This is a genomic window from Pedobacter sp. UYP1 (assembly GCF_040547305.1).
GTDB lineage: Bacteria > Bacteroidota > Bacteroidia > Sphingobacteriales > Sphingobacteriaceae > Pedobacter.
In genome coordinates this window covers 223,549-237,220 of the sequence record NZ_JBEPPL010000003.1, presented here as the reverse complement: position 1 = coordinate 237,220, position 13,672 = coordinate 223,549, and the positions used below count along the sequence as shown (strand labels likewise).

At 38.5% G+C, this 13,672-nt stretch carries 13 protein-coding genes; 8 read left to right on the top strand and 5 right to left on the bottom strand.

What is annotated here, in order from left to right; translation table 11 throughout:
• Positions 1-40 precede the first annotated feature (40 nt).
• The gene (locus tag ABIB30_RS08870) at positions 41-679 is read right to left on the bottom strand and encodes a TetR/AcrR family transcriptional regulator (RefSeq protein ID WP_354301179.1); all 639 of its coding nucleotides are present in this window, start codon (positions 677-679) and stop codon (positions 41-43) included.
• Between the two features lie 327 nt (positions 680-1,006).
• Between ABIB30_RS08870 and bla the strand changes: the two genes are divergently transcribed.
• Together bla and ABIB30_RS08860 are read left to right on the top strand one after the other, a co-directional pair.
• Entirely contained in the window at positions 1,007-1,918 is a 912-nt protein-coding gene (bla, locus tag ABIB30_RS08865; RefSeq protein WP_354301177.1) for a class A beta-lactamase, subclass A2, read from the top strand.
• Positions 1,919-2,033: 115 nt separating this feature from the next.
• Positions 2,034-3,731: an acetate--CoA ligase gene (locus tag ABIB30_RS08860; protein ID WP_354301175.1), complete on the top strand. Its 1,698-nt coding sequence runs from the start codon at positions 2,034-2,036 to the stop codon at positions 3,729-3,731.
• A gap of 14 nt (positions 3,732-3,745) precedes the next feature.
• On the opposite strand, the gene ABIB30_RS08855 is transcribed toward ABIB30_RS08860, so the two are convergent.
• Positions 3,746-4,774 carry a hypothetical protein gene (locus ABIB30_RS08855; RefSeq protein ID WP_354301173.1) on the bottom strand — a complete coding sequence of 343 codons (1,029 nt, stop codon included), beginning with the start codon at positions 4,772-4,774 and terminating at the stop codon, positions 3,746-3,748.
• An 89-nt stretch (positions 4,775-4,863) separates the two neighbouring features.
• On the opposite strand from ABIB30_RS08855, the gene ABIB30_RS08850 reads away from it, so the two are divergent.
• Positions 4,864-5,439 carry a TetR/AcrR family transcriptional regulator gene (locus tag ABIB30_RS08850; RefSeq protein WP_354301171.1) on the top strand — a complete coding sequence of 192 codons (576 nt, stop codon included), beginning with the start codon at positions 4,864-4,866 and terminating at the stop codon, positions 5,437-5,439.
• A gap of 62 nt (positions 5,440-5,501) precedes the next feature.
• Positions 5,502-6,647, top strand: a complete 1,146-nt coding sequence (locus ABIB30_RS08845) for an MFS transporter (RefSeq protein WP_354301169.1) — start codon at positions 5,502-5,504, stop codon at positions 6,645-6,647.
• Between the two features lie 68 nt (positions 6,648-6,715).
• On the opposite strand, the gene ABIB30_RS08840 is transcribed toward ABIB30_RS08845, so the two are convergent.
• Positions 6,716-7,642, bottom strand: a complete 927-nt coding sequence (locus ABIB30_RS08840; RefSeq protein ID WP_354301168.1) for an aminoglycoside phosphotransferase family protein — start codon at positions 7,640-7,642, stop codon at positions 6,716-6,718.
• A 3-nt stretch (positions 7,643-7,645) separates the two neighbouring features.
• Positions 7,646-8,509: a LysR family transcriptional regulator gene (locus ABIB30_RS08835; protein WP_354301166.1), complete on the bottom strand. Its 864-nt coding sequence runs from the start codon at positions 8,507-8,509 to the stop codon at positions 7,646-7,648.
• A gap of 209 nt (positions 8,510-8,718) precedes the next feature.
• Here ABIB30_RS08835 and ABIB30_RS08830 point away from each other — a divergent pair, with 209 nt between their 5' ends.
• Complete coding sequence (locus tag ABIB30_RS08830; protein ID WP_354301164.1) at positions 8,719-9,588, top strand: alpha/beta fold hydrolase; 870 nt, start codon at positions 8,719-8,721, stop codon at positions 9,586-9,588.
• Positions 9,589-9,703: 115 nt separating this feature from the next.
• Positions 9,704-10,810, top strand: coding sequence for an acyltransferase (locus tag ABIB30_RS08825; protein WP_354301163.1), 1,107 nt, complete (start codon positions 9,704-9,706; stop codon positions 10,808-10,810).
• Positions 10,811-10,904: 94 nt separating this feature from the next.
• Here the strand turns inward: ABIB30_RS08825 and ABIB30_RS08820 are convergent, their stop codons facing one another.
• Complete coding sequence (locus ABIB30_RS08820) at positions 10,905-11,747, bottom strand: SDR family NAD(P)-dependent oxidoreductase (protein ID WP_354301161.1); 843 nt, start codon at positions 11,745-11,747, stop codon at positions 10,905-10,907.
• Between the two features lie 132 nt (positions 11,748-11,879).
• Between ABIB30_RS08820 and ABIB30_RS08815 the strand changes: the two genes are divergently transcribed.
• Both ABIB30_RS08815 and ABIB30_RS08810 read left to right on the top strand, forming a co-directional pair.
• On the top strand, positions 11,880-12,431 hold the full coding sequence (locus ABIB30_RS08815) for an RNA polymerase sigma factor (RefSeq protein WP_354301159.1): 552 nt from the start codon (positions 11,880-11,882) through the stop codon (positions 12,429-12,431).
• A gap of 85 nt (positions 12,432-12,516) precedes the next feature.
• A complete protein-coding gene (locus ABIB30_RS08810) occupies positions 12,517-13,647 on the top strand; it encodes a FecR family protein (RefSeq protein WP_354301158.1) in 1,131 nt (376 codons plus the stop codon).
• Positions 13,648-13,672: the final 25 nt, after the last annotated feature.

Genomic DNA, 13,672 nt, shown 5'->3' with positions numbered 1-13,672 from the left:
GTATTTCTAGCGTTTATTGAAAAATTGTGTTTTATTTTTTTTATTTTTCAGGGGCCTCATAAGCCCATTCAATAATATGACGTATCGTTTTTGTAATTTCTTCTCTTCCTTCAGTGCCGTTGATATCAATTCCGCAAATAGTGCCGCCATTAATCTTAGCTTGTAAAACAAGGTAATAGATGCCGGATACAAGCAATGCACTCACCGCTCTGAAATTCACTTCAGAATCTTTAAAATGAGGGTCAGTATGTTTGAGTAAGCTTGCACCAATATTTCCCCTGATATTGCATATACTAGCCATTAATGGGCTTTTAGAAGTCAATTCTTCTAAAATCATATGTTGCATAGCTTCTTCCTCATATAAAAATGTAAACTGGCGTTCCAGCATAGCAGATATAATTTCTTTTGCCTGATCAGGGGTTTTGATATCATTGAATTCCTGTAATTTGTCTGCAAATCCCAGCCAGTAATCTTTTTCCAGGATATAGGTTTCTACCAGCGTATTCCCATCTCCGAAATAACGATAAATGAGTTTTTTATCTACGCCAGCCTTATTTGCAATTTTATTTACGCCTAAACCTGAGTACCCCTTTTCTATAATAATTTCCCCTACGGCCTGAAGAAGTTTTCTCTTGGTCTGTTCTTTATTTCTATGTTTGACGTTGTCTTTACTTTCCATTGCCGGGATGTGAATGCTCCATTCTTAATTTTCAGTAATCATCAGCCAGGAACATAATGCAGGTCAGATTGGGGAAAATCTGCATAAAATTAGCTTTGGGTAAAATAATTTTCATTGTAGGTAGTTAATGATGTTTCCTAAAAGGCAATATAGTGGATATTTTATTCAAAAGTGGTGACTTAGTATTTTTTTTAATTTTCAGACATTTTATACTGAGGAAGTTAGCGTGAGCCGCGGTGATAAATGAAAAAACCTTGCTAAATTATGTGAATAAATTTTGTCAAAAGACGACATACGGTAAAGGTGAAATATCCGTTAATTTGTCATATGAAAGGATTTATTACATTAAAAAAAATGATTATTGCCGGGCTCTTACTGACTATTTCAGTAAATGGCTTCGCGCAAAAAAATGACCTGCGAAAAAGACTTCAGCACATTGTTAGTTCACATGCTGCAACTATTGGATTTTCATTAACAGATTTACAGAATGGAGATACAATTACAGTGAATGGAGCAAAACACTTGCCGATGCAAAGCGTTTACAAATTTCACCTGGCTTTAGCCATTTTAAATCAAGTAGACAAAGGTAAACTTCGGCTGGATCAAAAGATCCTGGTTAAAAAGAGTGACCTGCTGCCAGATACCTGGAGTCCGCTGAGAGATAAATATCCAAATGGGGAGGTTGAAATACCTTTGTCAGAAATTTTAAGCTATACAGTTTCGCAAAGTGATAACAATGGCTGCGACATCTTGTTCAGGTTAATGGGAGGACCGGCAAAGGTCAATCAATATATTCATAGTCTGGGCATCAAGCAGGTGTCTGTAGTGGCTACGGAAGAGCAAATGCACAAAGATGAAAATGTACAGTTCACCAACTGGACAACCCCTGTTGCTGCAACAGATTTGTTAAAGTTGTTTTATAGTCAAAAGATTCTTTCTAAAACTTCGCACGATTTCTTATGGAAAGTAATGACTGAAACAGTTACTGGCGCAAATAAACTCAAAGGTTTATTGCCTGCTGGTACTTCAGTTGCGCATAAAACAGGAAACTCTGGTGCAAATGCAGCTGGTTTAACTACAGCTACCAATGATATTGGTATAGTAACACTGCCGAATGGAAAACATTTTGCTGTTGCTGTATTTGTATCGATGACTAAAGAAGATGAAAAAGCAAGTGATTTAATCATTGCTGAACTGACGAAGGCTGGCTGGGACTATCTGACCGCAGGAAAACCTTAGATTTGAATAGATTCTGAAGGATTTTGGTTTAGGGCATGAATATATAGATTTAATTGCCCTAAACCTTTTATCTTTAATTTCTGATCGGTCTGCGGGCTGAGACCACTAAAAGGATATGGAAGCAACATTCAGAGAAGTACGTCAACTAATAGCAGGCAAACAATTCGGGGCACTGAAAGATATCATACTATACAAGCCGGAATTCTTTAACTGGGCTAATGATATTTTTGAAGGGATCCATGTCAAAGAACGACCTGCTGCAAATGCGTTGCTCTGGACAGACGGAAATATCGTTCATCGTTTCAGTTTTTTACAGCTAAGCAGGCAGGCCAACCAGCTGCTTAATTTTCTCAGGAAAAAGGGGGTACAGCAAAATGATGTCATTTTAACACAAATGTCCTTGCAGCCATTAACCTGGTTTAGCATACTGGCCACCATTAAGGGAGGTTTCCGGATGATCCCGGCGGCTAATATTTTAGGGGTTGCGGATATAAGTTACAGGTTTGATAAATTAATGCCCCAGGTGATCATTGCAGATGCAGACAATGCCGCTAAAATAGAAGAAGCGGAGAAATTAAGCAGGAAGAAGATCCTGGTTAAAATCATTGCCGAAGGACAAAGAGAGGGTTGGTATAACCTGGAAGATTTGCGGCAGGAAAAGGAAGAAGCTACCGGTGCAATAACTAAAGCAGACGATCCGCTGTTTCTGTTCTTTACTTCAGGTACAACGGGTATGCCCAAAGTAGTCATACACACACATCTAAGTTATCCTTTTGGGCATTTAACCACGAGTTCCTGGATTGGCCTGCAGGCAGATGATATCCATTACAACATCTCACAACCAGGCTGGGCAAAATTTGCCTGGAGCAGTTTTTTCGCACCCTGGAACATAGGGGCCTGTATTTTCGCCTTTCACCAAACCGGACGTTTCAACGCCAAAGAAACACTCGGCCTGATAGAAAAACATCAAATTACAACCTTTTGCGCGCCGCCTACGGTTTTGCGTATGCTTATTCAGGAAGATCTGAAGGCTTATCATTTCAACTTAAGGGAATGTGTGGCGGCGGGAGAACCATTAAATCCAGAAGTCATTGAAACCTGGAAAAATGGTACAGGCATACTGTTGCGGGATGGTTTCGGACAAACAGAGAGTACTTGTCTGGTTGCTAATTTACCCGGCCAGCCTGTGAAATCCGGCTCTATGGGGAAACCGACTTTCCTCTATGAAGTTGTAATAGCTGACGACCAGGGACTGGAGTTGCCAACGGGCGAAGAAGGAAGTATTTGTGTGAAAATGGACACAGGAAAACCGAATGGCATTTTTGATACTTATTTCGGTGATCCTGAAAAGAAAAATGAAGTCTTTAAACACGGCTTGTATTATACGGGAGATAAAGCCTATCAGGATGACCAGGGATATATCTGGTTTGTAGGCCGGGATGATGATGTGATCAAATCTTCAGATTACCGGATCGGGCCTTTCGAAGTAGAAAGTGTATTGCTGGAGCATGAAGGTGTCATGGAATCTGCAGTAGTGGGCAGTCCTCATTTACTTAAAGGGTTAGAAGTAAAAGCATTTGTGATTTTAAATGCGAACTATAAACCCAGCAAAGAGCTGGCAGATGAACTTTTTGCTTATTCCAGGAAAAAGTTGTCTCCATACAAGATGCCACGTATCATTGAATTTGTCACTGAGTTACCAAAAACGATCAGTGGAAAGATCAGAAGAATAGAGTTGAGAGCCATAGAGGCCGAACGCAAAGCAAAAGGCGTGATTACCGGACAGGAATATTTATATAATGTTAAACCTTAATCAGGGCTTAACACTCATTTTTTAATGAATGCAGCTTCACTAACAAGTGTATTAGCGAGTGCATAGAGCTTTGGAGAAATCTTAATTCTACCTGCTGCATCTTGTATTGTTTTCCTGAACAGGATAATCGAATTTGCGACACTACTGTTAGGATAATGTTTAATGATGGTTTCAAAATCCGTAACCACATCTGGTTCAATTTTGTTGGTTTCTGAATTTAAGGTTGGTGTATTTTCAAGACCAACTAACAGGTAGCTCATATAATCCCGGTATTTTTTTTCAGCTTCCTTCCGGTAATGACCCTCAGGATATTTTTTTAAATAAGATTCCCAGGAAAAAGCCCAGTCTCCAAGGGTCAGGCGGTCCACTGCCAATCCTGCATCATAATCAATTACAGGATTATTTTCGATCGTTTGCTGATCCCAATAGTGCTGATCGGCTTCTGTTAACCAGGATGCAAATAGATTTTTCCAGTAAGCAGGTTTAAGTTCAAAAGCAGGATCTTCTTCTTCGGCCTGCGTGATTTCAATCTGGTGAGCTGTGAGTTGTTGAAATAATGTTTTTTGAGGAGAATTTAATCTGGCAGGTAGTTCTTTGGCTATTCTGGTGCTATAATTCTTTGAATTTTCGCCTTCCAGATAGCTACTGTTTGAGCAGCTTTGATAAGTTGATAAGATTTGTTGTTGTTCCGGAGCTAAACGATTAATCATTGGGGTCAATGCTTTTTCCCATTGTGCTAATAATGCATACCGTTGTGCCATGTTTAATAGCGGAAGCTGCTGACGGATCGTTTTTTCCACCTCATTCATTGCTGCTATAGACGGCGATCTCAGGAACGAGCTGATTTTTAGATTAATTTGAGCTGTTTGTTCAGTAGCAGGTTCTGCTGATTTAACCGGTTCTTTTTTCAGTTCGGCAGCAGGAGACTGTAAAGTCTTTGCAAGTTGGACTGGTTCTTTTGTTGGTGAATGCAACAGGAATAAAATACCTGCGATCACTGCAACAATTACTGCTACAATTAATGAAATTCTGCCCTTACTCATTTATACATAATCTGCTGACCAAATGTAAATCAAAAATAATTGAATATAATTGTTGAATAATCATTCAACAATTATACCTTTGTAGCATTATGGCACGTAATAAAGAATTCGACGTCACTGAACGATTGGGAAAAGCAAAAGACCTTTTTTGGGAAAAGGGCTACAATGCTACTTCTATGCAAGACCTGGTTACTGCAATGGAGTTAAACCCTGGAAGTATTTACGGGACTTTTGGCGGTAAACACCAATTGTTTATCGAGAGCCTTAAGATGTATAGTAAAGAGAAGCTTGTGGAGTACGAAGACGCAGCAGCGAAATATGATTCTCCGCTAGGCTCTGTTAAAGCTATTATCCGGAAGGCTATAACGCGTTCATTTACGGAAAATAAAGCTTGTATGTCCGTAAAATGCTCCTTCGAAATGGCAAGTGCAGACGAGGAAACCCATGCTTTTCTGAAACAACAAACCGCTGAATTGATGTCTTTTCTTGAAAACTTATTAAGGTTGGGGCAGGCCAGCGGAGAGATAAATCCAGATAAAGATGCGAAAGCAATGGCGGCATTTATAGTTTCCAGCTTTGCGGGTTTCTGGCAGATGCAGGTGTTATTTAATGATAAGGATATGTCCTTCGCAATCAGTAATTTATTGATAGATAGTATCACTTAAAATTTTTTTGCTCAATTGTTGAGCGATCATTCAAAAATAAGTACAATAGAAATAAACAGAATATGAATAGAATTAAATATGTAGCTGCTTTAGGCATTTTTGGTATCATCACTACAGAATTTGGTGTAATTGGTATACTTCCTCAAATCGCGCAGCATTACCAGATTGGTATGGATCATGCGGGTTGGCTTTTAAGTGGCTTTGCTTTAGTCATTGCATTATTTGGTCCCTGGATCACTTTAGCAGCAGCCCGCTTCGACAGAAAAAAAATGATGGTATTAACGCTGTCGCTATTCATCATATCAAATGTGTTATCTGCTCTGGCACCTCCATTTGGATTACTTTTATTGGCGAGAGTATTACCTGCCTTTCTTCATCCTTTATATTTTTCGGCAGCTATTTATGCAGCGGTTACCAATGCGCCAGAAAAAGAGAAGCATAGTGCGACCGCAGTAATATTTGGAGGCGTAAGCATTGCAACGGTGCTTGGTGTTCCAGTGACCAGTTATTTAGCAAGTGTATTTACCTGGCAAACTGCTTTTGCCGCATTTGGTCTGGTTAACATTATTGCTATGACAGCTGTTATCTTATTTATTCCACCGATGCAGGCAAAACAGGAAGCCACTGTTGGTACACAAATGGGATTATTCAAAAACCGTGTTTTTCTCTTACAAGCTATTACAACCTCACTAATGATTGCTGGCATGTTTGCAGTATATGGCTACTTTGCAGAATTCATGGAAAAAATCAACTACTTAAATGGAGTTCAAATCAGTAAAATGCTGATGTTGTTTGGTGTTTTGGGGGTAGTTGGGAATTGGGTGGCAGGCAGGTTGCTGAGTAAAAGCCTGGTTGCTACTTTGGCATTTTTTCTACTGATGCTGAGCTTGATTTATACTTTGTTGTATTTCATCAATGGTTATACTATTTATACTGTTTTGCTGACCGCTCTATGGGGATTTATACACACAGGATGTTTTCTGATTGGCCAATCCTGGATTAGTTCAGCAGCAAAAGGAGCAGAGGAGTTTGCAAATAGTCTTGGTGTTGCTTTTACTAATTTAGGGATTGCGCTTGGAACTACTATTGGCGGTTGGGTAATTATCAATTTTGGTATTCAGTATACCGTTTGGGCAAGTATTGTATTGGTGGGAGCGGCATTAGTACTTACAGGTATCAGATTATTAAATACCTCTTCAGCAAAGTAAATTAATCAATAAAGCCTGTTTGATACTAATCCTATCAATTCTTATCAATGTCGAACAGGCTTTAAATTTTATAATAATTCTCTTTCAGCCCAGCGCGCTATATGGTGATAATCTTTTTCTTCCAGGCGTGCCGTATGAATATGGAGATGAAAGAGTGCATAATGAATCAGGTAGCATTCCAGTCGCTGGTCGAAATGAACAATTTCTATTTGTTGCGCTTCTATTTCTTCTTTCCAGGATGATAGATAGGAAATAGTTGTGTTTTCTGTATCCCAGGGCTCATTCATATGGATCAGGTCATACAGCTCATCACCCAGGAGCATCTCTCCCCAATCCAGTACAGCAGTTGGCTGGTGATCTGTATTTAATAACAAGTTATCATAGCCATAATCACCGTGCAGTATACTTTTTTCTTTTGGCAGATATTGAAACAGCTCTTGCATCCTGTTGTGCAGCCGGCTAAATAATACAGGATCAAGCCAACTGGTGCGGCCAAGATCTTGCCAACTCACCCGATATTTCTGATTAAACATGGAAGAAAGATATTCAGGCCAGGACCTCCAGCCCCCGTTTCCATGATGATCAGTAAATCCCCAGCCAGTTAGCTGTGAAGTATCTAGTTGATGAATATGGTAAAGTGGCTGAAGTATGGATGGAACAATTGCCGATGCGGTTTCGTGATCCAGCTTTGCAAGCAGTTTATCTGCAGTTAAGCCTTCACAGAAGACAGAGAGACAATAATGAAATTGCTGATTAAACTGGCCCGTTTCCAAAATCCGGGCTATTGGAACAGTTGTACTATTGAAGTTTTTATAGGCAAACTTATCTTTTAGAAAATCCTGAGGATGTGCACTGATCCGCATTACGAATTTGCCTTTTTCGCAACGAAATGAAAATGCCTGAGCCCACCAGCCTTCAGCCAGATGCTGAAGATGCGTTACGTTCTTAAATTTCTTAGACAGGAATATTGCTGCTTCCTCAAATTTTATATGCATAGCTTAATCGTGTGAATACATTTCCAGAAAGGCAGTTAACAACTTATCATTTATCCTTGTTTTTCTATGCACAAGGATAGTGGTAGAAGTTCCAAGTTCCTTCCCAATAGAAAAGGTCTTTAATCTTCTGTTTTGATAATATTGCTCAATTAATCCGGCAGGTAATATGGTGATGGCCAGATCAGCTTCAACAAAGTTTATAATGCCCTCCAAAGAATTAACTACTATACTTTTATAGTTTACAATTCCTTTAAAACTGAGCCATGATTCCAGTCTGGCTCTATAATTACATCCCTGATCGAATACTACTATTTTTACTTGTGTATCCTGAATAATCTCCTCAATCTTTTGGTACCTGATAGAAGTGACCATCACTAATTGTTCTTCTTTAATTGTTTGTTGTGCTAATTCAGGTATAGAAACAGGCGCTGCTACAAAAGCAGCATCCAACTTATAATTGAGTACATCCTGAATCAGATTTGAAGACATATCAGCTTTAAATTCAAGCTCAATTTCCGGATACATTTCATTAAATTTATTGATAATCTCCGGTGCTTTCAAGGCCATTGTCGTTTCGATACAGCCAATTTTAAGTTGACCAATTAATTGACCACTTTGAGATAATTCTCTTTTTGCCTCTTCTATTAACTGTCCAACCTGTTTAAAATAATGCATCAGCGTTTGGCCGGCAGCAGTCAATTCAACCTTTCTCGAAGTTCTGGTGAAAAGTGAAACTGCAAATTCATCCTCTAAACTTTTAATTCTCGCTGTCACATTAGACTGAACGGTAAACATCGCCTCAGCTGCCTTGGTAAAACTACCATTTGCTGCTACAGCTTCGAATATTTTGAAATCATTTGTATTCATTATGAATCACTAATTATGATTGTTTATATCTTTATTAATCGTTTTTAAAGATTAAATGTATGGATTACTTTTGAATTATAAAAATACATAGAAGAGTTATGATGATCGATAAACAATACTTAAAGCAGTTATTGGCTTGCTTAATCACCTTAGGGGCTAATCAAGTGTCAGGTCAGTCAAATACTCAGGTTAATTCAAAAAAAGAAATCATGAAAACAGAACAAATTCATTACCACAACATCAAAGTCAACGGATTAAATATATTTTACCGTGAAGCCGGATCAAAGGATGCTCCTGTAGTTTTACTATTACATGGCTATCCAACCTCGTCCTTTATGTTCAGAAACCTGATCCCTGAGCTGAGTGAAAAATATCATGTAATTGCACCGGATCTGCCAGGTTTTGGATATTCTGATGCACCAGCTCACGATCAGTTTGATTATACTTTTGATAACCTGACTAAAACTGTACAGGCATTAATTGATGAATTGGCTTTGAAACGCTTCGCTGTTTATGTCTTTGATTACGGGGCACCAGTAGGTTTCAGATTGATGCTTGCTAACCCTGAAAAAATTACTGGTGTTATTTCTCAAAATGGCAATGCTTATGAGGAAGGGTTGAGTAAGGGCTGGAATCCTATTCAGAAATACTGGCAAGATCCATCTGCTGAAAACCGGAACGACCTGAAAGAATTTGTGAGTTTGAAATCTACTAAATTTCAATACTTTGAAGGCATGAGTGATTCCTCATTGATCGCACCAGAAACATATACCTTAGATCAGCATTTTCTTGACCGGCCGGGTAATGTAGAAATACAGCTTGACCTATTGAAAGATTACCGCACAAACGTTGCCCTTTATCCAAAATTTCAAGCTTACTTCAGAAAGTATAAACCACAATTATTAGCTGTTTGGGGAAGTGAAGATCCTTATTTTTTACCAGCTGGAGCAGAAGGGTATAAAAAAGATAATCCAAACGCAGTAGTGAAATTTTATAAAACGGGTCATTTCGCGTTAGAAACCCATGTGAAGGAAATCAGCCAGGATATATTGAATTTTTTGGCGGGTTTACCTCAATAAATTATTAAGAAGTGCTGATGTGATTGACATCAGTGCTCCTTAAAGCTCAGGACTTTTTTAAAATTGCTGCCTCGTAGAATGAAAATACCAAAGCAGGTCTTAAAAATCAATATCTTTGGGTTCGCCGCTAAATAATGGCGGGCCGGAAATGAATACCAAGGTGAAGCAACCCAGAGAGCTCAATGTCGAATTGTTGAGGATAGTGCTGATGATTATGATTGTTTGTCATCACTTTTTGATGCGGGGGAGAGGACTTCATCTTTTATATACTTCAGAAAGCATACATATCAATCAGGACGCCTTGCAGGGCCTGTTCATTGATAGTTTTCTGATTATGACAGTCAACTGTTTTATATTTATCTCTGGTTATTATGGAATAAAATTCAGGGTAAAAACAATACTCAGCCTATTTATACAAGCAGTTACCTATAGTATTGGAATTGATATTGTATTTGGTTTATTTAACGGAGAAAGTCTGTCTTTTGATACTATACTGAACGGATTACTCTCTGTTCCCAATGGCCAGTGGTGGTTTATCACCACCTATTTCTTCCTATACCTATTAAGTCCTTTTCTTAACCTGGCTAGTAAGCACTTATCTAAATATCAGTTTTTATACATTTTAGGCGTGTTAACGCTCATTAACTTTATCATCGGTTTTACACTTAATCCTGATTCATTAGGCGTATTGAATGGATATTCTTTATTCAGCTTTATCTGCATTTACTTTTATGGACAGGCTTTCGGCCTTTATATCGACTTCAGAAAAGGAAAACTCTTCTATCTTACGGTATATGTGATTTGTTCACTTCTGATCTTTGGGATGTTTTTTACCAGTATGAAATATCTGAGTATAGGTCTGGCCTGGCGTGCATTTTTCTACAATAACCCGCTCGTGCTTATCTCTGCCATTTCTTTCTTCTTCTTATTTAAGAGTCTCAAAATATCTTATAGCAGGATTTCTTTCTTTTCTTCTTCGGTATTAGCTATTTATCTGATTCATGAACATCCCAGATCGGCCGATTTTCTAACTGATAATCTGAACCGGATTGCAACAACTTATGCGATCGGAAGTGTATACGTCACCCTGTTTATAATCGCTGTATTATTATTTGTATGCGGTACATTGATAGAAAAAGTACGTTCTGCATTTACTGAGCCATTTTTAAACTTCCTGATTGCGAAATTCAGGTTAGATCGCCTGGATGAAAAAATGAAGTAATCTTCAAATTGATCCAGGCATTTATCTATTGCAATCTGATACTCCCGCCAAACAGCCAGAATTGACGGGAGGGCCAGATTTATAACCGAAGCCATTAGAAGCCGGTTGAAGTAATCATCTCCTTTAGATTTTCAAGATCTCCTTTTACGGCATCCATTTTTGCATAAGCCAGGTCATAAGCATCCTGTCCTAAAAATAAATGAAGCGGAGGATTTTCTTCAGTTGCTACTTTAATAATTGCAGCAGCTGCTTTTTCAGGATCTCCTGCCTGGTTACCATCAATAAGGTGCTGATGCTGATTCTGACTTTCACGAACCTCTTTATAAGCTTCAATCTGCTGCTTAGGTACATTTAAAGAACCTGTAGAAAGAAAATTGGTGCGGAAATATCCTGGAGAAACAATCGTTGCATGGATCCCGAATGATTTAACTTCTGCAGCTAATGCTTCTGTGAAACCTTGTACTGCAAATTTTGTAGCGCAGTAAATTCCGAATCCAGGGAAATAACCTGTAAAACCACCAATAGAAGAGATATTAAAAATATGTCCCGATTGTTGCGCACGTAAATGCGGCATTACTTTACGGATCACATTTAAGGAACCAAATACATTGATGTCAAAATTTCCTCTTGCTTCTTCATCACTCAATTCTTCAAGGCTACCTGCAAGGCCGTATCCTGCATTGTTCACTACAAAGTCAATGCGGCCAAATTGGCTGATTGCTTTTTCTACCGCCTGTTCAACACTTTGCTCAACTCTAAGGTCAACGCTCAGTGGCAGGTAGTTTTCAGATGCCGTAGCACCTACACCTTCATTTAACTCTTCGATACTTCTGGAAGTTGCAGCTACCCGGTTTCCCTGTGCTAATAATTGTTTAATTAACGTAAGTCCTAACCCTTTGGAAGCCCCGGTCACGAACCACACTTTTTGATTTTTCATAATTTGTGTCTTTTTGTAAGACAAATGTACCTCGGATACCTTGGCAGGAGTTTGCACAATTCAACCCATTAATTGCGAAATTCAAACCGCGAAAATTTATTTAATCATAAATGCATATATTCAGTTCGATTTATGCTACCCACAGAACAGGATAAGAATTATTGGGAACAAATGCTGCTTGGGGACAAGAACGCCTTGTTTGGGTTATATAATAATCTGTATTTCCATCTCATCCGCTTTGGCTTAAAGATTAATCCTGACGATGAACTGGTCAAAGATTGCGTTAATCAGGTATTTCTTAATCTATGGGACAAAAGAACGCGGCTTAATCCGGTTGAAAACGTAAAATCTTATCTCATGACCTCTCTCAGAAGATGTATGCTGGACCAGCTGGCTTATATTGACCGTACCAATCTGGCAGTTAATAAAATGGGAAAAGGGGAGGCGGCAAACGAGTTATCCTACGAAGAGATCATGATTGGCATACAACAGGATGAAGAACTCAAAAATAAATTACGAGTTGCTATCGCACAACTTACGCCGAGACAATCAGAATTGATTCAGCTTAAATTCTTTGAAGGATTAAGCTATGAACAGATCGCAGAGCGGACTTCTCAAACCATAAAGACTGCCTACAATACCATTTATGATGCGATAAAAATACTGAGGAAGATCCTTAAATAAAGAAAACTGATTCTTTTTGAAAATAAATCTGCATTTCTCTTAGGAAAATTATGTCATTTTTCCGTCTATAAGATAAAACGGATATATGAAGCTTCCTGATAATGGTTTTTTAATAGAAGAATTGGTTTGTAATGACTCCTTTCAGCAATATTGTCTGGGAACAAGTCTGGAAAATCATATTTTATGGGAAGAGTGGATAAATAATATCCCTGAAAGAGCAGCGGACATAAAGCAGGCGAAAAATCTGGTGAATATTTTGACTATTAAACAAGGAAGCAGACTTGAACAAGTTAAAGCATTAAAAAACGGATTCAGACAACAGGAAATATTCGCACAATTATTGAATACAGTTCCGGATAGCAGCATTATAAATACCGATGAGACCAGAACAGTTAAAAGTATCATTTTAAAAACTAGTTTTTATAAATACATCAGCTTTGCTGCCGCGGCAGTAATTATCCTGGTTTCTCTTTATTTTATTCAGCAAAACTACTCAGTTTCAAAAAAATTCAAGGCTGAACACCCGCTTACGGCCTCAATTTTCTCTTCTGGCCGTTCTGTTAGAAAAACGGTGATTCTGATAGATGGAACAGTCATTACCCTTCATCAAAACAGTGAAATCAAACTGGCTGAAAACTTCAATCCCGCAAAAAGAGAGCTTTGGCTTAAAGGCGAAGCTTTCTTTGAAGTCAAACATGATGCAAAACATCCATTTATTGTACATACTCCTTTTAATGATATTAAAGTATTGGGAACGAGTTTTAATGTCAAAGCCTATCCAAATTCGGGTCTGATCGAAACCTCTTTGATTCATGGCAGTGTACAAGTTGAATCGAAAAGATATCCCGGATACCGGGTATTGCTGAAACCTGATGAAAAACTATCATTTCATAGTACCTCTGCTCATCAAGACGAAAATCTTAAAAATATCTTTAAAGTTTCTGCTCTTGAGCGCAATACGCCAGGCAATAAATCTGAAGAAATCCAATGGATTCATCACCCGATGCGTATTGACAATGAAACACTGGCTGCAATTGCAAAGAAATTACAGAACTGGTATGGTATCGAAATCTACATAGCTGATCCGGAAGTTGAGAATTACCGCTATTCCGGAGTCTTTGAAAATGAGAGTATTATGAAAACTCTCGAGGCGCTGCAAATGGCCTATCCATTTGCATTTAAAGCGGAACAAAACAGAATTATCCTGAGTAAATAAAACCTGCAATCACCAGCAAAACCTG